The sequence below is a fragment of the Colwellia sp. MB3u-55 genome (genome assembly GCF_014076785.1).
Taxonomy (GTDB): Bacteria; Pseudomonadota; Gammaproteobacteria; order Enterobacterales; family Alteromonadaceae; genus Colwellia_A.
This window is the reverse complement of sequence record NZ_JACGUS010000103.1, coordinates 20,280-42,192: the sequence shown is the minus strand read 5'-3', so window position 1 is coordinate 42,192 and position 21,913 is coordinate 20,280. Positions and strand designations below refer to the sequence as shown.

Here is a 21,913-nt window from a genome sequence, read left to right as displayed (position 1 = left end):
GTTTTATATAAAAAATAATCACTAATTAATCCTAATAGATAGGCTTTCTGGAGTTGTACCACTCATTAGCTGTTCACTTTGATTTAATAGCGTAATGAATTAATAGCATCTGCTACTGTTAAGAAATATATTTTAGTGAGACAAAGCTCCGCCTTACTAAATTCATGAGCACGGATCAAACCTAAAACTTCCGCTATAATGACTGTTCGCTCTGTTTTAACTAGCACTCGTTGTTGTGATACACATTCGATTAAATAGCAACCCCCCATAGAATCTATAACATAATCCTCATCGCTAAGAATTAAATCCTGACATTCTGAAATAAAATCTAGCGCAGAGGCTAAATAAGTAAGCTCATCTTCGCCTTCTAACTTTAAAATACATGGCCAACAGATCATAAAAACTCTCTATAAATATAACGGAAAAACAAGCCTACCCAGTCAAGGTTTACTTACGAGCCATCTCTTTGAAGGCAGCGGCCCCTGGGTTCATCACCTTCATGAAGCACAGTGTCGGTATGTAGGAACTTTGCCGCTTCTGCAGAATCTTTCACTTTAGAGGCACTGCGCGCCAGCATTTCTGCTTCAAACTCATTGAGGACACTTTGCCTTATGCCAGCATCTCGCCATTGAGATAATGGCCGACATCCTATCGATATGCCTCGTGCAAGCGACAAGGCATCGAGAAGCGCTTGATTTGCTCCCTGTCCTTTGAATGGGCTCATCGGGTGAGCCGCATCACCAATGAGCGTCGATTGTTGCCCTTGCTGCAATAATTCTGCTTCGAGTAATGGCCGGTCATACACGGGATAACCAGAAACTTGAGCCACCAAGGTAGCAGCTAAAACTTGTGGTATAGGGTCATGCCACTGAGTTCTTCGACACGCTTCGTCTTTTAGTGCCTGAGGACCTTTAGCGCTTAATGCCTTAGCTTCCGCTTCAGGCATAGGAAAACTAAGCTGCCACATCACAGAGTCAGACGCATAAGGCATCATATAAATACGTTCATTACCATTCGCCGTTTGAAAAACAGTCGCTGAGTCCAGCAGTGAACTTTTAAGTCCTTCAAGTGCCGCCAAAGGACAAATACCCAAAATAACAATACAGTCTAAGTATCGTAGAGGTGTTTTATCATCAGTTATCAGTAATTTTCGCACTGAACTGCGAATACCATCGGCGCCAACAACAAGATCGGCCTTGGCGCTTTTCAATTCACCTTCGACCTGAAAGCTCAAATCAACACCTCCCGCCAGCAACTCTTTATAACCTACTAATTGGTGACACCATTTTACTTGGTTGTCACCAACGAGTTGCTTAAGTAAAGCTAATCGCAAAGATTGGCGAGCGATATGAATATTGGTGCGTTTAACCGACGATTTCACCGCAGAGGGGTGCCACTTTCTGATCCCCCATTCACCAATAATTTTACCCGTGGTGGTATGAACAACATGCCGAGTTGAAATAACGCCTTGGCTTAATAAAGAAATGCCAAGCCCTGCTATCGCTCTACTGGCTTGTTGTAATGTCAGTCCATACCCCTGAGAGCGAGTATCAAAGCCACTGTCTCTTTCATAAAGCGTAAAAGGAATACCGCGGTGCAAACAAGCAACTGCTAGTGCAACACCGCCGATACCGCCGCCAATAATAGCAATGTGCGGGTAGTTTTCTTTATCTGCGATGGTAATATTTGTCGCCTGAATAAGGCCAGTTCCACTGCAATTTAAACAATCAAATAGATGTCCCTTAGGACGAACTGGAGGTGTACCTTCACTTTGTTTTTGTTCAAATTCATCCAACTGACGCTGATACTGAAGTCGCATTTTTTTGCGTGGTCTTTTATTTTTTTGACCAAGCCCTTGGCACTGCTGACAAATGGTCCAATTAATTTCTTCGTTGTTCAACGTTATAAGTTCCTGTTTATTTGATCTGATTTTAACTTGACTTTTGCGGAAAAATTCGTATTAACAACTCATGTTGGGGTTAAATACAAAACGGTACATTTCACTAAGGCTATAACAATTTAATGGTTTACTATATCGTTGCAATTAATAATAGCAGCAATTATTTAGCCATAATTTTGCAAGAAAAACTGATGGGCTAGGATTTTAGACTGCTTTTTATCAAGAAGACATTCATTTGATGAAAACATTAAAGCTATAGTGAAAGAACAGCAGGACATATAGATTCAATATTCTATAAATACGCCACTTAACGTAGCGACTTGTAATCGTATAATATGTTACCTATATTTTAGCGTTCAGCTCAGCATATATAGTACCAGCGCCAATAACGGAGTAATTAATAGCCAATTAAAGTACCAGTCGATAGTGTTTATTCTTGCTCTGTTTTACATAATTTTTGAATGAGTATTGAAACCGACAACGCAATTAATAAGCCCATAAAAAAATAGATGGCGATTAAGTACTTCCCTAAATCAGATGCTTGTATTTCACCATTTACTAATACACATTCACCTTTGCTGTAATTGAAGCTACCACTATTATCTAAGCATTGATCAACCAAAAAGAAATCGTTAACTAACCAAATAGCAACAAAACTAATGATGACACCAATAAACTGTGGGATAGAATTTTTTTTCATAAGTTCCTAAAGACATAACAGAAGGTCAAGTAACACGTCATTGTTGATAATAGTGTAATACAAAATGAGGCTCGATCGATAATTATCCCTGCTTCTTTATAGACTTATTTAATTTATCTAGCTTTAGGTATTGAATAAGTTCCAACAACATGAGCTACAGGGTTTACATCACCATCTGAGTATAAGGATACCTCTCCAACAATGAGTGACTTCCCTATTTTTAGTAAGGTACATTTACCAATAATATCTTTGCTTGAAGAGGGTTTTCTCAGAAAATTAATGGTTAAGCTGGTGGTCACAGCAAGAGAAACGATGCCTATTTCACCAAGAATAGCCACATATAGAGCACAATCGGCAACAGTCATTAACACGGGGCCAGATACAGTTCCACCTGGCCTTAATTCATCAAAACCTACGGTATGTCTTATTGTTGCTGATTGTTCTCCAACAGCTTCAACAATGCACTTGGCCTGCGGAAACTCTGTCCTCATAAAGTCTGTTACTTCTTGCTTAGTCGCCAAGATAGTTCTCCAAAAAACACTAAACTAAGGGCAAATACTACTGGCTGTAAGATGTCTAAAAGTTACTATTTCGGACATGCTTCAAGCTGTTTTACCCTTACTTTTATGAATTGTAATGATAGTGAAAATTAACAATTATTTTTAAACGATTCGATGAAGCGCACAAATTTTGTTATCTGAGGGATCACGTAAATAAGCGAGATAAATATTACCTATCGTTCCATCTCTTACACCCGGAAGGTCTTCACACGCACGACCACCATTAGCAACACCCGCTGCATGCCATGCATCAGCAATAGCGGTACTATCAGCTGCGAAACCAATAGTAGAGCCATTACCATGACTAGCAGGCTTTCCGTCTATCGGCTTACTTAACCCAAAAACACCATTTTCGGTAAAATAAAAACAACGACCTTTGCCGTCAATTACACCAGGCTCGTGGCCCATGGCACCAAGAATGGCATCATAAAAAACTTTTGATTGTGCGACATCATTTGCACCGATCATTATATGACTAAACATTTTTTCTCCCCGTTAATATTAATCAGGCCATTAAGGGCCAATGAACTTGTTGGCTATAATATTTATTGTTGGCTAGCCAATTTAATAAGTAAATTAAGTACTACCTTATCTTTTACTCACTTATAAAAAAAGCCTTTAGTGACGTATTATCGACACAAAAGGCTTTGTTATTATTACCTATGACCATCTGTCTTATTGGTCATCTTAGCGATTCATAAAACTAATAATATTTTATGTACTTACTAACGCCGCTGACTTAATAGGTAAATCTCGTACTCTAACTCCTGTTATCTGAAAAATAGCATTGGCGATAGCGGGTGCTATTGACACAACGCCAGGCTCACCTAAGCCAACAGGAAACTCTTCGCTTTCTACAAATTCGATATCAAGCTCAGGCACATCATTCATTCTTAATGGAGTGTAGGTGTTTAAATTAATATTACTTACTTGACCATTTTCTATCGGACTTTGTTCGTGTAATGCTAAGCTTGTTCCCCATAGCATTGACCCTTGTACTTGAGCTAAAGCGCCATCAGGATGAATAATAACGCCAGCATCAGCAATCATAGTCAATTTCTTAACCGTGATTTTTCCAGAGCTAGGTTCAACATGTACTTGAGCGGCACAAGCCATCCAAGCTGGCATGGTACGTTCTTGTCCCGCACTTATCGCAACACCAATCGCTTCATTTTTTCCTAACTTAACATTGGCGGTCTTTTCTTTAAGCCTAGTTAATACATGAGCTAAACGCTTAGCACCACCAACACTTTCTGGTGCTTTACCCGCTTGCTTTCCTAAACCATCAAGCATGGATAAACGAAAATCAATAGGATCCATTTTACTTTGATGCGCTATTTCATCAATAAATGATTCTAATCCCCAAACAATCCAACCCTGCCCTACGGATCTTAACCAACCAGGCAACATAGTTTGTTGTGCTAGGCTATTGTTAGCCACGCGCACACGATGGTTTTCCATGCTGTACCAATGATCTGCACCACTGGTGGAAAACATATCGACACGAATTTTTTTATCTAAACTTTCAGGCATAAACCCTGGCGCCATCGATAAGGTTGGCCAACCTGCAGCAAGTGCGTGCTGCATGCCAGTAAATTTATTTTTTTGATCAAATAGCGCTTGAAACGAAACAACCGAGGGCGATCTTGGTTGGTCAAATCTAGAGTCATCTTCGCGAGTAAAGACCATTTTTACCGGTTTGCCAATGGCTTTAGCCGTTAATACAGCAGGAATCGCATAATCGCCAAATAAACGACGACCAAAACCACCGCCGAGGTATTGCTGATGCATAACAACATTTTCATCTGAAACTTGTAGCGCTTTAGCGATCGCTGGCAAAGTTAACGACTGCCATTGATTACCGGTATAAACATGCCACAGACCATTTTTTTCTTCTACTGTTGCGTTAACTGGCTCTAAAGCAAAATGTAACGCGGTATGCGTGCGGTAAACAGCATTAATAGATTTATCTGCTTTAGCACTCGCCGCTGAAAAGTCGCCGTCATTAATAAACAACCCACCTTCGTTTTCATCAGCAACTAAACGCTCACCTTCTTTAATAATATCTTGCTCGCTAACTTTGGCAGTTTTACCCGCTTGATAGCTTACTTTTAACGCATCGCCGGCTTTAATCGCGCCGTAATAAGTATCGGCCTCGACACTCACCCAGCCCTGAATGTTTTCACTTGGGTCTTGCAAAATATGATAGCCAAGATAACCTTTAACCTTTTTAGCCGCACTATCATCAACATTGGTGACCTTAGTGCCATAACGTGTTGGTGGAACAATAGGTCGAGCATAAACCATCCCTTCCAACTCAACATCAATACCATAAACCGCCGAGCCATTGGTTTTATCCGGAATATCGAGGGCTAAACTAGGCTTGCCAACTAATGTTCTTTTACTGGCTGGTTTTAAGGGTAATGCATCAATCTCTTTTGGTGTAAAGACACGATTAAAGGTGCCCTGAGTGACGACTTCACCAAAACTCAACGATTGTTCTTGATAAATTACCGCACCATTTTCAACACGACATTGCTCCGCTGGGCAATTGAATATTTTTGCCGCTGCTTCTATTAGCGCAATACGACCGGCTGCCCCAGCCTGAGAAAGTGGCTTAAACGTTTGAAATACTGACCAAGAACCGCCCGTGACCATATAACCCCATTTAGGGTCAGTGTCTACATGAGTAATAAAGACTTTAGACCAATCAGCGCCTAACTCATCCGCCACAACACGTGCGAGTGCCGTACCAATATGCTGCCCCATTTCTGCCTTAGCAATATTAATGTTCACATCGCCCTGTGGGTTAATTTCAAACCATACAGTTGGCGAAAATAATTTATTTTTCAGCGTTTCTTGTGGGCTTTGCCCAATATTGGCGGCGCTAGCTAGGGGTGCGAAAGCCATTAATAATGTACTACTGACCGTACCAACTAAAAAACGACGACGAGATAAGCTGACATTATTTTTTGCATCTTTAATATTTTGCATTGTCATGCGCCTTTATGATTGTTGGGTTGAAGAGCGTGGATCAAAAGTTTGTACATCGGCTGATATAACATCTGCAGCACTTTTAATGGCGCTTTGAATACGGATATAGGCCATACAACGACATAAATTGCCGCTCATATGATCGACAATTTCTTGGTCACTTGGGGAAGTATTACTGGCTAGCAAAGTTGCGGCCTGCATAATTTGTCCAGATTGACAGTAACCGCACTGAGGTACTTGTTCATCGATCCAGGTTTGTTGCAATGGATGTTTGTTGTCTAAACCTTCAATCGTGGTGATATTTTTATTTGCGGCAGCTATTAATGGAAAAGAGCAGGTTCTGATCGCCGCACCATCGATATGTACAGTACAAGCACCACACATGCCAATACCACAGCCAAATTTTGTGCCTTTAAAACCAAACTCATCACGGATAACCCATAATAAAGGCGTGTCTTCCTCTGCAGTAGAGGAAACATTTTTCCCATTTAACTTGAATGCAATCATAACTTTCTCTCCAAACTGAGCTAAAAAATTATCAACTCATTTATTTATTAAGTACGCCACTTATAAAAGTAGCTGATTTTTATTTCTGATTATCTCTGTATTAACAGATTGAATTATTTTCAACAGCGCAAATTTGTAGCTTAAGATAAACTTTTGAACAACTTATTGATAATTATATAATGATGCGTTTATTTATAGTTAACTTATACCTAAAAAATCAAAAGTTTGAGCAGTAATATTTATTACTACCTTCATAGGTTAGCACCTTAGGTTTATTTTTCCTCATTAAGGGAGAATATTAAACTAAGCTAAGCTAAGCTAAGCGTTCGCCATCAGAATTAGCGCTGTTTTCAACGGGATCACTACCACCAAAAAGGTACAATAGTAAAAAATTACTATAATTGTAGTCACTTAGTTTAAGAATGTCGCATACGATCGAACCCTATAACTGTACTATTGGGCTATTTCGGTACTATTGAGCTATTTCAGTACTATTGAGCTTTAGTGAGATGCTGCACAGTGATGTGGATCAATACCCCTAACCCTCGAGTTTATCGGGTGCATTAATGAGGCGGTTAAACGATTATCAATGGTGATGTAGCTTAATGCTAAGCTAAGACGCTAACGTTGCAATAATAGCGCTGGATGCTAATAACAAATGTATTAAGTGATGGGGGGCTTCTTTGCTGCTAACTGAACAAAATAGTATCGACCTAAAATCACCGTTAAAATACCACCCAGTACTAAAGCGGATGACTCAACCAAACGTAATGTAATGAGTTCATTGGCAAATACTATTCCGCCTGCAGCAGCAATAACAGGTACAAACAATTGCACAACAGCGGCTTGTGTAACAGAGAGTCCCCGCAGGGCTATATACCAAACAAAATAACCTATGCCAGAAGCTACAGCACCAGACAATACCGCAAGTAATATCCCCATTGGTGTTATATGAGCATCATTAAGTCCAAAAATTATCAGTATTAAAATAAAAGGAGACGTTCTCATAAAATTATAGGCGGTATCACTGAGTGGATTTTTAGATGTTCTGCCGGCAAGGGTATAAAGTCCCCAAGCAATACCTGAAACAGCCATCAGTATAAAGCCTTTAAATGATGGTGTTACTAGGCTAGGCACGATTAAATAAACAAAGCCAGAAAACGCAATAATGAGTCCTCCCCATTCAGTGAAATGAAGTTTATTTCCTGAAATTACACTCGCCATAATCATCGTTATTTGTACTGCGCCAAATAGAATCAGTGCGCCTGTTCCTGTATCTAACGAGATATAGCCAAATGAAAAAGCGATAGCATAAATAAAGAGCATACCTGCTGCCAACCAACTGCCTTTTGATTTAGGTTTAATTTCATTTGGTTTACGTGTTAGTTGCAGCACAAGAATTAATATAATAATGCCAGAAAGAAGCCGTATAATTGTAAAACTGCTTGCATCAATGGCATTATCGCCTAATGCTAACCTACATAGCACAGAGTTTGCCGCAAACGCTAAAAGGGCGAAAATAGTACTCGCAATAATTTTTATAAAATTGATGTTCAAGAAAAATCCCACTTAAAAAACACTAGATTACTGACTTAGGTAATATCTTGGCTGCAATTAGCCAGTAAGTCTCCCTTATACATTGTGCACAAGGGAGCAGCCATTATAAAGTAACCGGATTATGTTTGTTTAGAAATTGAAGCACTTTTTCATGATATATAATTCGGTTGTCAGACTTATAAAAATTATGCCCTTCATTTTCAATTTCAAACCATTCATACGACTTGTTATGCTGTTTTAATTGCTTAAGTAATACTTCTGCTTGCTCTAAAGGCGTTCTGTCATCCTTGGTGCCATGCACTAATAAAACGGGCGCTTTTAATAAATTAATCTTATGAATGGGTGAATGATCTTTTTGGATACTTTCTAGACCGATTCTTTTAATTAATATTTTCGCTACCTCAGGCTCTTCGTGATCAACCAATAATGGCAAGTCATAAACCCCTGATCGAGCAATAGTACACTTAAACAGATCCGGTGCAATAATGCTGCTTTGAATAGCACTATAACCGCCAAAACTTGCGCCCATGATGCAGAGACGGTTTTTATCTATGTATTTTTTGTCGACCAAATAATTGATGCCATCTAAAATGTCATACTGAATTTTCTTTCCCCATTGGCCAAAACCAGCGGCTTCAAATTTCCAACCTAAACCTGTTGAACCACGATAGTTAACCTGAACCACCGCATAGCCTCTCGAAGCTAATAATTGAACTTCAGGATTAAATCCCCAATAATCTCGAGCGTGAGGGCCACCGTGAACTAAAACAACAGCAGGTACTGTGGCAGTCGTCGTTTTTGTTGGTAAGGTTATATATCCTTGAATGGGGGTGTTATCTCTCGCGTTAAATTTAAACGAGTATTGCGGATGTAATTTTTTAGTATCAATACCCTTTTTGCTATGTGCAACGTGGCTCAACTTATTGGTTTCACCGTCAAATAAATACCATAAGGTTGGTTGAATATCGCTCGAAAGAGAGATTAAGGCTTTTGTCTCAAATGTCTGATCCCAGCTAACGTTAATATGATAACTGGCAAATTGTTCTAAGAAGTCTGAAAGTTTTTCAGCCATAGGATGCTTTTTATCTAAAATTTTATATTGGGGGTACTCGTCAAAGTAAGAGACAACAAAAGGTCTATCTTTATTATCTAAGTAAAGCCAGTTGGTATCATAACCATCGACGGTATATAACGTCGATAATTGCTCAGTCTTTGGATTAAATAAACAAATAGAAATAGTATCGTTACCACAATAATCACTTACCACCAGTTGCTTTTGATCTTTATAACTACTGATAATTGACAAGCTAGTGCTCGCATTTTTAGGTTTGTAGTACAACCAAGACTCATCATCAAAATCATAACGCGCGATAGTAATATCATCATCTTCCGTGTTGCTGCTAAACCATAACTCTTGGCTTTCATCGAAGTAATCTAGCTGAGTCGTTTGATGGTTTGCCTTGCTATCATCTATTTTTGCTAACGTTTCTATTTGACCCTCATATATATTTAACTTAAAAACCCACATACCTTTATCATTATATTGTGACGTTGAAATAATGATATGTTCAGGGTCATCCTTTAACATGCTGATTATTTCAGGGTGTGCCAAATGTTTTTCGTAGTCGTGGTCTTTAGTCCATTTTCTTATTTTTCCTCGACAAACAAGTGAACGGACACCAAAAATAAAGTTACCTTCATCTTCATCAATATTAATACTATAAATTTCACCATAGTAGCCCTTCCTCTCTTGATTTCTTTTTTTACTGGCAAGAAAAACCAGTAATCTTTCATTATTTGCCCATCGGTATTGACCGACACTGTCTTTATTGGCAAAAGAAATTTGATTAATCGCTTTCATCGTATCAACAGCAACGATCATAAGAACAGGCGTCCCTTTTTGATCTTGGATCAAAGCAAGGTGTTTACCATCGGGAGATAAACTAACATCACGGTAATCGTCTTCCTCAAAGAGTGTATTAATATCGAGGTTTTTTAACGCTAGCTTGTTTTCTATATTGTTATTTTCCAACGCGTGAGCCATGGTACAGCAACTGAAAAACATGAAGACTAATGTCAGTATTTTTTTTGTTTGGGAATACACAGAACATCCTTTTACTATTATATTTCTGTTTATCATATCCTTGTGTTTTCATAAAGGGCAATATTTATTCGACAGTTTTACCACAGCATTTATAGCTAAGCTATTATAATAAAATGAGTTTTTATTAAGCATATCTAACCATACCGCTCTTTCTTGGATAAAATAGTGAAGTAAAAATAGCCGCAAAATTTCTGCCGTTGACAACAAGCGAAGTAACAGTAACTCAAACGGTTAAAGCACAAAATCATTGCATGAACATGCCTCAAAAAATGGCTTTTATTTAATTGTTCACCTACGCTTTTGATAAACTAACTCAAATAATAATACGACTAATTCGTATTATTATTACTTTTCCATATTCCATTTAGTTGTTGGCGGTTGTCATAGATGAACAATCATATAAAGGAAGCTAACATGACTAAAAATCTAAAAGTAATATTATTTTATTTTGTATTATTAACCTTGTTCTTACTGTTAACTTGGGTGTCAGTACCGGTAAGTGCAGAAGAAAAATCAGTAAAAAACATTGCTAATGTTTGGTTATTTGTACCAAAACCAGGACAAATAGCTAATTTTGAACAAGCGTTTATAGACCACATTGCCTATCGAAAATTAATGAAAGACCCAAGAAGCTAGTCTGTTTATCAAGGAGATATGGGGGCAAATATGGATGCTTACATCGTTCGGTCTTGTTGTAATACTTGGTCAGAGCTTGATGATTACCGTCAGTGGAACATTCAAGCGAAAGCCTCTGAAAACTGGCGTGAAAATGTCAGTAAATATATTTCTCATTATGAGCACCACCGCGCTAAAAATGATTTAAACAACAGTCATTGGCCAGCAGATGTTACTTATAAATATATCGGTGTTAATACCTATCAGCTGAAATTAGGACACAGCGAAGCTTTAGAAAAAGATAAGAAAATCATTAGTGATGCGGCTAAAAAAGAAAACTGGCCATATAATTGGTTATGGTATGACAGAGTCAATGGCAAACTTGCAATGAGTCTGGCTATTCCTTACACGACTTATGGAGCTATGGCGCCACCAGAAATTAAGTTTAGTAAATTACTAGCTAAACATTTAGATAGCCCAAAAAAAGCTAAAAAAGTACTGCAAAGATGGTCATCACACTTTGATGAAATTTCTTATAACATTTACATATTACGTGAAGATTTATCGATGTAAGGTATTTGATGACTAGGCGCCTAATGAAAGTGCATATAGAGCGAATAAAAAAGCGTCTTTGGTAACAACTAAAGACGCTTTTTATTTTATAAAGAGTATTTATTTCACTATATTAAAGCTCACTGTATTAGCGCTTACTGTATTAGATCTTAATAACGGCCATCTTATCCTGAGACATATCATGCATAGTGTAAGCGATGCCTCCAGTATTATATCCTGAGCTTTTGCGCCCAGCGAAAGGCATCCAATCAACCCTAAAGGCAGTATGGTCGTTGACCATTACAGCTGTAGCGTCTAATTCCTGTATCGCCTTCATCGCAACATCAAGATTTTTGGTAAACACCGATGCCTGAAAAGCATAGTCTAACGAATTAGCCTGAGCAATAGCCTGGTCAATGTCATCATAGCCATAAACACAAATGACTGGCCCAAAGACTTCCATGTTTGAAACTTTGGCATCGACTGGCGGTTCAAGCAGTACTGTTGGCGCATAAGTAGTATCACCCAAGCGTTTACCGCCGGTAACAAGTGTTGCGCCACCAGCCACAGCTTCATTAACCCACTCTTCAACACGATCGACTTCTTTGGGACGAATTAGTGGCCCACATTCGGTTGTTTCATCAATAGCGTTACCAACAACGAGCTTTTCAGCGCCATTAGCTAGCATTTTTGCAATGGCTTCAGCTTTATTTCGAGGCGCAAAAATACGTTGTACAGAAACACATACTTGCCCCGAATGATAAAAACCACCTTTGAGCAAACTCGGGATCAATGCTGCAATATCGGCACTTTCTTCGATAATAACCGGGGCAACGCCACCATGCTCTAATGCACAGCGTGTTCCTGGCGCTAATTTAGAACGTAACATCCAACCAATTTTAGCTGATCCAATAAAACTAAAAAAGGCAACGCGAGGGTCGGTGATCATTCTTTCAGACGTTGATGTCTCGCACGTAATAAAGCGACACCACTGAGGTGGTAATCCCGCTTCGTGCATAATATCAACGAATGCCTGACAAGATAATGGTGTATCTCGAGCCGGTTTAACTAACACCGGACAACCTGCAGCTATCGCAGGAGCTACTTGATGAACAATTAAATTTAATGGGTGATTAAATGCTGAAACAGCAACCACAACTCCAATAGGCTCTTTACTGGTGAAAGCAATTCGCCCCGCTCCAGCTTCAGTTAAATCCATCGGTATTTGCTTACCTGTTAATGCCGATATTTCTTTTGCGCAAAGCTCTACACCATCGATAGCTCGAGTAACTTCTACACGAGCATCGACCAGCGGCTTTCCGCCTTCACTTGCGATGAGTAATGCTAATTCATCAGCTCGTTGTGAGATTAACACCGCCGCTTTTTTAAGAATACTTATCCGTTTAAAGGCAGGTAGCCATTGCTTACGATCTTTGAAGAGTTGCTGGGCAGTCTCTAAATATTCATCAATTTTATCCCACGTTACCGTTGGAACTGATCCTACATAAGTTTGATCATAAGGGTTAACCACATCGAGTGTTTCAGCGGTACTATTTTTGTCTAAGTCTGCCATAATCTGCTCTTTATAAAGTTAAAAAATGCTTGCTGACAAACGATATTATAATAAAAGGTTTATATTAAACAAACCTTTGCTGCCAATTCATCAATCAATACCCTTTGATTCTCAGAGTAATCAACGGGAAGTTCAACAAGATGAACACCTCCCGCTGAAAATGCTTTTTCATAGGTAGCAATGATATCTTCAGCAGAGGTAACTCTGTGCCCAGTTGCGCCGTAACTTTCTGCGTATTTAACAAAATCAGGGTTATTAAATTCCAAGCCCCAATCTGCAAAGCCTGAGCTGGTTTGCTTCCAGCGGATCATTCCATAAGAGTTATCATTTAACACGGTGATCACTAAATTCAAGTCTAAACGAATTGCTGTTTCTAGTTCTTGTGAATTCATCATAAAACCGCCATCACCGCATATTGCCATCACGCGTCGGTCAGGGTTTAACATTGCTGCCATCATACCTGATGGCAAACCAGCGCCCATTGTAGCGAGGGCATTATCGAGTAATACCGTATTAGGTTGATAAGCTTTATAATTACGGGCAAACCAAAGTTTGTACATACCGTTATCTAAGGCGATGATATCTTTTTCACCCATGACTTTTCGAATATCAGCAACAAAGCGCTGAGGAATAATAGGAAAGCGATTATCGCCAGCTCCTTCTTCAAGATGCTCATCTATGGCAAGTTTTACCTTGTCAAAATAGCTTCTATCAAACTTTACTTCTCCTGCTAACTTATCTTTTAAAGCAGTCACAGACGCCGCAAGATCACCAATAATTTCTGATTGAGGGAAATATACTTGATCAACTTTTGCAGATTTATAATTAACATGAATAACTTTTTTACCCCCTTGCTCCATAAAAAACGGCGGCTTTTCAATAACATCATGTCCAATATTAATAATTAAATCTGCACGTTCAATCGCACAATGTAAATAATCACCCGATGATAACGCTGCAGTGCCTAAAAAGAGACTTGAGCGTTCATCAACAACTCCTTTTCCCATTTGTGTGTCAAAAAAAGGAATACGTGTTGTATGAACAAGGTCACACATTGCCTCTCTAACATTTTGACGATTCGCGCCGGCTCCAATAAGTATTAACGGCATTTTAGCGGCCTTTATTAACGTAACCGCTTCCTCGAGTGCCACCTCATTAGGACCTGCATAATAACGTTTATGGGGTGTCATAATCCCTGCCGTACAATTTTCAGCAGCGATATCTTCGGGCAACTCTAATAACACAGCACCGGGGCGTTCTTCTTCACTGAGGCGGAAAGCTTCGCGCACTAATGACGGAATCGTATTGCCATGGACAATTTGTTTAGACATTTTGCAAATGGGGTCAAACAAGCCAACTATATCAATAATTTGGAACTGGCCCTGCTTAGATTTTTTAATTGGCTTTTGTCCGGTGATCATAATTAAGGGCATGCCACCTAAGTGAGCATAGGCCGCAGGTGTAGCTAAATTTGTTGCTCCTGGGCCTAGTGTTGCCAAACAAACGCCCGCTTTATTAGTCAAGCGTCCATAAGTTGCCGCCATAAATCCTGCGCCTTGTTCATGGCGAGTTAACACTAACTTTATCGACGACTTACGAAGGGACTCGAGCATATCGAGGTTTTCTTCGCCGGGAACAGCAAAGATATGATCGACCCCTTCCGCTTCTAATGCTTGCACAAATAAATCGGACGCTTTTATTTTGTCATTTTCGTTCATAGTTTTCCCTCATTAGTTTGTACACAATGGTTTATAAAACTTTACCCAACTACCCTACCATCAAAGAGACTTAAAAGTACGGGTGCTATTTTAAAACGCCATAACCTCGATGAACATTAGGGTCAGTGCTAAGCTATTTTTATCACCACTATTTTATCGATGACGATCGCCATAAATAAAACAGCGTTGGTAAAACCAGCAATGTTAAAATAACCGCACTCAACATACCGCCAACCATAGGTACGGCAATACGACTCATCACTTCAGAACCCGTGCCTGTGCCATATAAAATAGGGAGTAAACCAACAATAATAGCGGCAGCAGTCATCATAACAGGACGAACACGCATCCCAGCGCCATGTAAAACAGCCTGTAGCACATCTTCTTTTTTAGTGATGCTCCCTTCTAAGCGGTGTTCATTGAGCATCGATTGGTAAGCCTGATTGAGGTAAACCAACATAATACCCCCAATCTCTACAGCAACACCGGCTAACGCAATAAAACCAACGCCAACAGCGACTGAGAAGTTAAAGTCTTCTAAGTACATTAACCAAATGCTTCCGACCATAGCAAAGGGTAAAGTTCACAGAATCATCGCCACCTCAATAACGTTACTAAAATTGAGATAGAGTAAAATAATAATAATATATAAAGTTAATGGCACCACATAAGTCAGCTTAGCTTTAGCACGTTGCATATATTCATATTGTCCAGCCCCAAGTAATAGAGTAGCCAGCAGGCAAGATTAATTTATCAGCAATCACATGTTGCGCCGCTTCAACGTGGGTTCCGACATCTAGGCCATCAATATCAACAAAAGCCCAACCATTGAGTCGGGCATTTTCAGATTTAATGCCCGGAGGTTCATTTTCTAAGATGATATTGGCAACATCACCTAACGAAATACGTTGTCCGTTTGGCGTCACTATGGATAGTAAAGATAATTGTTCAGGCGAATCACGATAATTTTGTGGATAGCGTAAATTAACGGGATAGCGATCTAAACCTTCTACCGTTTTAGTAACATTCATTCCACCAATAGCCGTTGCTACCACTTGTTGAATTTCTGTGATATTTAGGCCATAACGAGCAGCTTTTGCTCGTAGGATATCTATTTTAATATACCGGCCACCGGCAACTCGCTCTGAATAAACGGACGCTGTGCCGGGAACATCGGCTAAAATGACTTCTATTTGCTGACCTATTTCTTGAATAACGTCCAGTTGCGGCCCCGCTATTTTTATGCCTACCGGTGTCTTAATAACGGTTGCCAACATATCAATACGGGTTTTAATAGGCATAACCCAAGCGTTGGTTACTCTGGGTAGTTTGACTAACGCATCAAATTATTTTTTTAAGCTATCTGTGGTTAAGCCCACTCGCCATTGGTCATGAGGTTTTAACTGAATAAAAGTCTCTATCATAGTCAGTGGCGCAGGATCTGTTGCGGTTTCAGCTCGACCAACTTTACCAAACACGGTTTGTACTTCGGGGACGGTTTTAATCAATTTGTCGGTTTGTTGAAGAAGTTGACGAGCTTGACCAATAGAAATCCCTGGATAGGTTGTCGGCATATACATCAAGTCACCTTCATCAAGTGGTGGAATAAATTCACTACCAATTTTATCCAATGGATATATGCCAATAGCCAACACAGCTAATGCCGCAACTAAAGTTATTTTTGGAAAATGTAAAACCTTCTTCAAAGCTGGCATATAAATAAAGGTCATAAATTGATTAACCAGATTTTTATGCTCTGCTAACACTTTACCGCGAATAAAATAGCCCATAAGTACCGGAACTAAGGTTATAGCTAACGCAGCAGAAGCCGCCATAGCATAGGTTTTAGTGAAAGCGAGTGGAGCAAACATTCGCCCTTCTTGTGCTTCTAAAGTAAATACCGGCACAAAACTGACAGTAATAATTAATAAGCTAAAAAATAATGCTGACCCGACTTCACTGGCGGATTCTGTGACGATTTGCCAACGATTTTCTTTTGTTAAGGGCGTTTTTTACATATGCTTATGCATATTCTCTATCATGACAATGGCGCCATCAATCATCGCACCAATAGCAATAGCAATAGCAATACCGCCCAACGACATAATATTAGCGTTAAGCCCTTGCAAGTGCATAATGATAAAAGCGGTTAATATACCTACCGGTAAACTAATAATTGCCACTAAAGAAGAGCGAACATGAAACAAGAAGATAATACACACTAATGCGACTACGCCAAATTCTTCGAGCAACTTGTAGGCTAGGTTATCTACTGCGCGTTCAATTAAGGCAGAGCGGTCATATACAGGTACTATCTCAACGCCTTCGGGCAAACCTTTTTTGAGTTTTTCCAGTTTATCTTTAACACGATTAATGACTTGCTGTGCGTTTTCGCCAAAACGCATCACGACAATACCACCAACAACTTCACCTTCGCCGTTCAACTAAGCAACACCACGACGCATTTGCGAACCTGTGCCTATATCGGCAACATCTTTTAATAACAGCGGTGTTCCTTTCTCGTTAACCCCTAGCGGAATGTTTTCTAAATCACTGACACTTTTAATATAACCTGTTGTCCTGATCATATACTCAGCTTCTGCCATCTCAACAACTGATGCACCTATTTCCTGATAACCTTGTTTAATGGCCTGTTGTATATGAGAGAGAGGTATACCAAAAGCACGCAGTTTTTCTGGGTTAATTTGTATTTGATATTGTTTAACCATGCCACCAATAGCAGAAACTTCCGAAACGCCAGGCACAGTTTGTAACTCAAATTTTAAGAACCAATCTTGTAAACTCCGTAATTGGCTTAAATCATGTTGACCAGTTTTATCGGTTAGGGCATACAAATATACCCAGCCCACGCCTTTAGTATCGGGACCCAATTGAGGGCGAGCATCACTGGGTAAGTTTGGGGCAACTTGACTTAAATACTCAAGAACTATTGAACGTGCCCAGTAAAGATCGGTATCTTCATCAAAAATAACGTAAACATAAGAATCACCAAAAAATGAATAACCTCTTACCGTAACAGCGCCGGGTACGGACAACATCGCTGTAGTAATAGGATAAGTAACTTGGTCTTCAACAACTTGTGGCGCTTGACCCGGATAACTTGTTTTTATGATGACTTGCACATCAGATAAATCTGGTATTGCATCAATAGGTGTTTTGCTGACAGAATATAAACCAGCAGCCACCAGTAATAATGTTGCAAGTAAGACAAAAAACCGATTACCAACAGACCATCGAATAATAGCAGTGATCATCATTATTTCCTTTCGTCGTTAGTCATGTTATTTACATCGACGCCAGGTGCTGACATTGCCATAGCACTAACAATAATAAAATTACCCGCGCGAATTTCAAAGGTAAACATCACATAGGCATTAATTGAAAATAAGGTCATATCAACCTCTTCATTGACAATAAAATCGACTCTATCGGCTTCTCGGTCGATAGTCACCATTCGATGATTTACCATAGTGGAAATAACGGTATCATTAAGGGTTGTAGAGGAAACACTCTCTTTGATAACGTTATCACTGCTATCACTCATCGTCATCGCTATTGAGTCAGACGTTGTTTGTTCCAGCTGATAATGCATACGTTTAAAGTCAGAAGATTTACTTGATTCAGAATCCAATAAGAATTATGCCGAGCTCACCACTTTATCGCCATCAGTAAGGCCGGTTAGTATTTCAACACTGTCACTGCCATAACGCCCAACAGAAACCTCAACTGACTTAAAACTGCCTTCTCCTAATGCCAAAACAACTCTGTCTTGATTACCCGTTCGAATTAACGCTTCTTTAGGAATAATGAGTGTTCGTTTATCACTTGTTGTATCTATGGCAATTTCTGCAAAAATATTAGGCTTAAAGTCACCCGCTTCATTATTAAAACGTAAACGTACTTTCACAGTACGTGTTTTAGCATCAAGCATTGGGTAAATATAGACCACTTGTCCCTGCCATTTTTGACCCGGTAAATAATCAAGTGTCATGGTAACGGGTAACGCGGTTTTAACTAGACTTGCTTGCCTTTCAAACACCTCAGCCTCAACCCAAACTTCCGATAAATTAGCTACCGACATTAATGTTGTACCTGGCTTTACAAAAAAACCTTCACGGATATTTAGACTTTCAACAAAACCAGTTTGTGGTGAATAAAAAGTTATTTTTTGTTGTACTTTTCGCGTTTTCTTTAGTTCTTTAATTGCTAGTTTAGGTAACTGTAGTGCTGATAATCTATTTTCTGCCGCGTTAATTAATCGATTGTTTTTCCTCTCTAATCCCAGCAGTAGCTCTTCTTAGGCATTAACTAACTCAGAAGAATAAATATCATATAATGGCTGGTTTTTTTAACTGGATCTTCAACCGCTTTCACATAGAGCTTCTCAATCCACCCTTGTACACGAGGGTGAATATGATCAAGCTTATCTTCGTTATACGTAACATAACCGACGGTATTAATTTGGTTATTGAGCTTTTTATATTGAACATTTACCGTGCGTACGCCTAAATTATTAACAACATCAGGTGAAATACGAATGGTGCTAGGACCTTCATCGGGTCCTTCGCCACCGTCATCGTAAACGGGTACTAAGTCCATGCCCATGGGTGATTTACCCGGTTTATCTTTGGTATAATTGGCATCCACTGGTGCGACCCAATAAAGTGGCACTATCTCTTTAGGCGTAACATTTGATACTGAGTTGCTGCCCGAAGTGATAAGTTTAATGAGAGCAAAAGTCAGCATCCCACCAAGAATAATACCAATAACTAATGGTTTAGCGTATTTTGTTGAGGTAGATGTACTCATTGCTTTTCTCCCGAAATAATCGTATCTCGTCTACTTTTGTCTAAAGCCAGTTTGCTATTTTTGTTTTGTATAGCGGCCGAATTGAAACCAACAATAAAGAGATAATTAAGCTCTAGCCTTATCTTCTGCTCTTCTACATTAAGCGTTAGCTCGTCGATTTCAGCGTTTAGCACGGCAATACGTGAGCGAACAACTTCTGAAAAATCGCCGTCTTCATTGGTATAAGCAGTCAAAGAGGCTTCTGCTTGGTCATGTATTTGTAGTAATAATTTATTTTTATATAAATTTTGTCTGTAATTTAAGCGCAATAGTCTTCCTTTTGCGCTTGAGTAAGTACCTAGCAGTTGTCTTAGTAACAGTAATTTTTCGGTTTTCACCGCTTCTGCTTGAGATATCGCCGATTGAACCTCTTTGTCTTGTCGGTTTTCAGTAAAAAGGGGGATGTCAAAAGTTACGCCTATAGAAAATAAATCGGCGCAACTTCCCCCCATAGCGTCATCGCCACGATAGCCATAGCTTGCGTTTACACCCCATTCAGTTTTATATTTTTGCTGCGCCAAATTTATCCCTGTTTTAGTCGCAGTCACCTTCTTATCAACAGCAATAACCGCCGGATGATTTGAAAAATATGGCAGCAACTCTGCTGGTGTAAGCCAATTTTCTTTCAAAACTAAGTGACTATTCATTAACTCTATTTGCGGTAATTGATGACTGACTACAATATCATGTGAAGAAAAAACAGTGAGTAATGACGCTTCGTCTATTGTACTACCCGTCTTAGAAAATGTGTTTAGCCAGGGTAAAAGCATGCCTTCATAGTGATTTTTCTGTTGTGCTAATTTATCTAACCTGTCTTCTAAATAGGTTAATTCTAATTGCGCACGAACAATATCTTGTTGACGAGTTTTACCTAAAGCCGATGAATAGCTTGCAGTTGCTACATCGGCTAACTATTCAAATAACGATCTTTTTTTTTCAATTAAGACAATACTTTGCTGAACTCGATAGGTGTCCAACCATAAACTTCCTACGGTAATCGCAACCTTTAATTATCTGTCTTTGCGTTGATAGGGAAACGCTACACTTTCAATTTTTAGTTGTTGGCTTTTAATCGCTAAACTGTCGCCACGTGGAAACATTTGTGAAATAGCCACTTTAATTTTCGTCATACCTTCTTGACCAAAGTCATAACCGTTAGTCGGTAAATTTGCCAAGCCAATTGACATTTTAGGATCAGGTAAGGTACTAGCAGCCGAGCTCATCGATTCAAGAGCGTGTTGTTGATGAACATTCCCTGTTAACCAAGGATCATTTTTTTGAGCGACCTTAACTGCCTTTATAAAAGACAATGGTGGCGGGCTCTTAAACATTTTAACATCAGAGGCACTGGCAGAAATAACAATCAAAGCAAGCAGCCCTGCACTGTATTTTAAGTAAAACTTACTATTGATCTTGTGATTATTAATCAGCATATTCCTTAATGGAACACCGTTTGTCAGAACCCATGTTAACGGTCGCGTCACAGTAGCAAGTGCAGGCACTTTATTATCTGAGCCAACAGCAAAGTCTGCCATTAATTTTGGTGTGAATTTTTTGAAAACATAACCCCTCCAAGAGGGATATCAATTAATATTTTTGATTAATTAGGTTTTTTATCAGTATCAGTTGTTATAACAACCCAATATCAAAAGAGCCTAATACAAGAGTAATGATATAAATGGTCCAAAATTTGGAGGCATTTATCCTGTATTTAGCTTAATATTGGTGGGCGGTACAAAGATGCTGGTTGTTGGCTTAAAGCCAAACTAGAAGAAGAAAAGATCTTAGCTGAAAAATTAGCGACAGGTCCGTTACCTGCAACACCTTTGATAAATGCGATAACCATAGAGCAACCGCCAGCAGAGCATTTACATGAAGACGTACAACAATCTTCTTTTGTACTTTCTGACTACTCAGTTGAGTCACTAGCCGTAATGTGGTCGCTGTGATCCATCATAGACATATCTTGTGGCTGCGCATTCATTACCTTCATACCTATCATTTGATAAGCCATACTAGTAGACGCCATTGCCTGACCAACAAAGGCCAAACATACGAACAATATTATTAATGTTTTAGGGAAAATAAATCTCAAAGTGGCCAACAAAATATTAATAAATTAATAAACGATTACATAACTGTTTTTTTTATTCAATAAAAAAATTAATCGCTACTTCTACTAATCGTTGCTCTTTTGTCATAACCTCAGCACCTAAATGCCCTCGTAAAAGTGCTTCTAGCACTTCTTTCATTAAACCATTAAC

General features: G+C 39.2%; 19 protein-coding genes and 1 pseudogene. 2 read left to right on the top strand and 18 right to left on the bottom strand.

What is annotated here, in order from left to right:
• Positions 1 to 83: 83 nt before the first annotated feature.
• The 9 genes from H4J66_RS06745 to H4J66_RS06705 form a co-directional block, all read right to left on the bottom strand.
• The gene (locus H4J66_RS06745) at positions 84 to 398 is read right to left on the bottom strand and encodes a DUF4144 family protein (RefSeq protein ID WP_182172232.1); all 315 of its coding nucleotides are present in this window, start codon (positions 396 to 398) and stop codon (positions 84 to 86) included.
• Between the two features lie 53 nt (positions 399 to 451).
• On the bottom strand, positions 452 to 1,900 hold the full coding sequence (locus H4J66_RS06740) for an NAD(P)/FAD-dependent oxidoreductase (protein ID WP_220463228.1): 1,449 nt from the start codon (positions 1,898 to 1,900) through the stop codon (positions 452 to 454).
• 430 nt (positions 1,901 to 2,330) lie between these two features.
• Positions 2,331 to 2,600: a hypothetical protein gene (locus tag H4J66_RS06735; protein ID WP_182172229.1), complete on the bottom strand. Its 270-nt coding sequence runs from the start codon at positions 2,598 to 2,600 to the stop codon at positions 2,331 to 2,333.
• 113 nt (positions 2,601 to 2,713) lie between these two features.
• A complete protein-coding gene (locus H4J66_RS06730; protein WP_182172386.1) occupies positions 2,714 to 3,124 on the bottom strand; it encodes a PaaI family thioesterase in 411 nt (136 codons plus the stop codon).
• 138 nt (positions 3,125 to 3,262) lie between these two features.
• Entirely contained in the window at positions 3,263 to 3,643 is a 381-nt protein-coding gene (locus H4J66_RS06725; protein ID WP_182172226.1) for a VOC family protein, read from the bottom strand.
• 231 nt (positions 3,644 to 3,874) lie between these two features.
• A complete protein-coding gene (locus H4J66_RS06720) occupies positions 3,875 to 6,160 on the bottom strand; it encodes a xanthine dehydrogenase family protein molybdopterin-binding subunit (protein WP_182172223.1) in 2,286 nt (761 codons plus the stop codon).
• A 6-nt stretch (positions 6,161 to 6,166) separates the two neighbouring features.
• Positions 6,167 to 6,661: a (2Fe-2S)-binding protein gene (locus H4J66_RS06715; RefSeq protein ID WP_182172220.1), complete on the bottom strand. Its 495-nt coding sequence runs from the start codon at positions 6,659 to 6,661 to the stop codon at positions 6,167 to 6,169.
• A 663-nt stretch (positions 6,662 to 7,324) separates the two neighbouring features.
• Entirely contained in the window at positions 7,325 to 8,218 is an 894-nt protein-coding gene (locus tag H4J66_RS06710; RefSeq protein ID WP_182172217.1) for a DMT family transporter, read from the bottom strand.
• A 103-nt stretch (positions 8,219 to 8,321) separates the two neighbouring features.
• Entirely contained in the window at positions 8,322 to 10,250 is a 1,929-nt protein-coding gene (locus tag H4J66_RS06705; protein WP_182172214.1) for a prolyl oligopeptidase family serine peptidase, read from the bottom strand.
• Positions 10,251 to 10,736: 486 nt separating this feature from the next.
• On the opposite strand from H4J66_RS06705, the gene H4J66_RS06700 reads away from it, so the two are divergent.
• Complete coding sequence (locus H4J66_RS06700; RefSeq protein WP_182172211.1) at positions 10,737 to 10,958, top strand: hypothetical protein; 222 nt, start codon at positions 10,737 to 10,739, stop codon at positions 10,956 to 10,958.
• A gap of 18 nt (positions 10,959 to 10,976) precedes the next feature.
• Positions 10,977 to 11,510, top strand: a complete 534-nt coding sequence (locus H4J66_RS06695; RefSeq protein ID WP_182172208.1) for a hypothetical protein — start codon at positions 10,977 to 10,979, stop codon at positions 11,508 to 11,510.
• A gap of 142 nt (positions 11,511 to 11,652) precedes the next feature.
• On the opposite strand, the gene H4J66_RS06690 is transcribed toward H4J66_RS06695, so the two are convergent.
• The 9 genes and pseudogenes from H4J66_RS06690 to H4J66_RS20190 all read right to left on the bottom strand — a co-directional run bounded on the left by H4J66_RS06690 (position 11,653) and on the right by H4J66_RS20190 (position 21,495).
• Positions 11,653 to 13,062 carry an aldehyde dehydrogenase family protein gene (locus tag H4J66_RS06690; protein WP_182172205.1) on the bottom strand — a complete coding sequence of 470 codons (1,410 nt, stop codon included), beginning with the start codon at positions 13,060 to 13,062 and terminating at the stop codon, positions 11,653 to 11,655.
• 59 nt (positions 13,063 to 13,121) lie between these two features.
• Positions 13,122 to 14,762, bottom strand: coding sequence for an acetolactate synthase large subunit (locus H4J66_RS06685; RefSeq protein ID WP_409049356.1), 1,641 nt, complete (start codon positions 14,760 to 14,762; stop codon positions 13,122 to 13,124).
• A 166-nt stretch (positions 14,763 to 14,928) separates the two neighbouring features.
• Positions 14,929 to 18,055, bottom strand: a pseudogene (locus tag H4J66_RS06680) (efflux RND transporter permease subunit).
• Positions 18,056 to 18,057: 2 nt separating this feature from the next.
• Entirely contained in the window at positions 18,058 to 18,432 is a 375-nt protein-coding gene (locus H4J66_RS06675; RefSeq protein ID WP_182172175.1) for a hypothetical protein, read from the bottom strand.
• Positions 18,433 to 18,438: 6 nt separating this feature from the next.
• Positions 18,439 to 19,056 carry an efflux RND transporter periplasmic adaptor subunit gene (locus H4J66_RS20210; protein ID WP_310650632.1) on the bottom strand — a complete coding sequence of 206 codons (618 nt, stop codon included), beginning with the start codon at positions 19,054 to 19,056 and terminating at the stop codon, positions 18,439 to 18,441.
• A gap of 53 nt (positions 19,057 to 19,109) precedes the next feature.
• Entirely contained in the window at positions 19,110 to 19,610 is a 501-nt protein-coding gene (locus H4J66_RS20205) for an efflux RND transporter periplasmic adaptor subunit (protein ID WP_259369071.1), read from the bottom strand.
• The gene (locus H4J66_RS20200) at positions 19,607 to 20,419 is read right to left on the bottom strand and encodes a TolC family protein (RefSeq protein ID WP_259368582.1); all 813 of its coding nucleotides are present in this window, start codon (positions 20,417 to 20,419) and stop codon (positions 19,607 to 19,609) included. The genes H4J66_RS20205 and H4J66_RS20200 overlap by 4 nt, the downstream gene beginning before the upstream one ends.
• A 240-nt stretch (positions 20,420 to 20,659) precedes the next feature.
• Positions 20,660 to 21,184 carry a hypothetical protein gene (locus H4J66_RS20195; protein WP_259368583.1) on the bottom strand — a complete coding sequence of 175 codons (525 nt, stop codon included), beginning with the start codon at positions 21,182 to 21,184 and terminating at the stop codon, positions 20,660 to 20,662.
• A gap of 176 nt (positions 21,185 to 21,360) precedes the next feature.
• Complete coding sequence (locus tag H4J66_RS20190; protein ID WP_259368584.1) at positions 21,361 to 21,495, bottom strand: hypothetical protein; 135 nt, start codon at positions 21,493 to 21,495, stop codon at positions 21,361 to 21,363.
• Between the last annotated feature and the right edge of the window lie 418 nt (positions 21,496 to 21,913).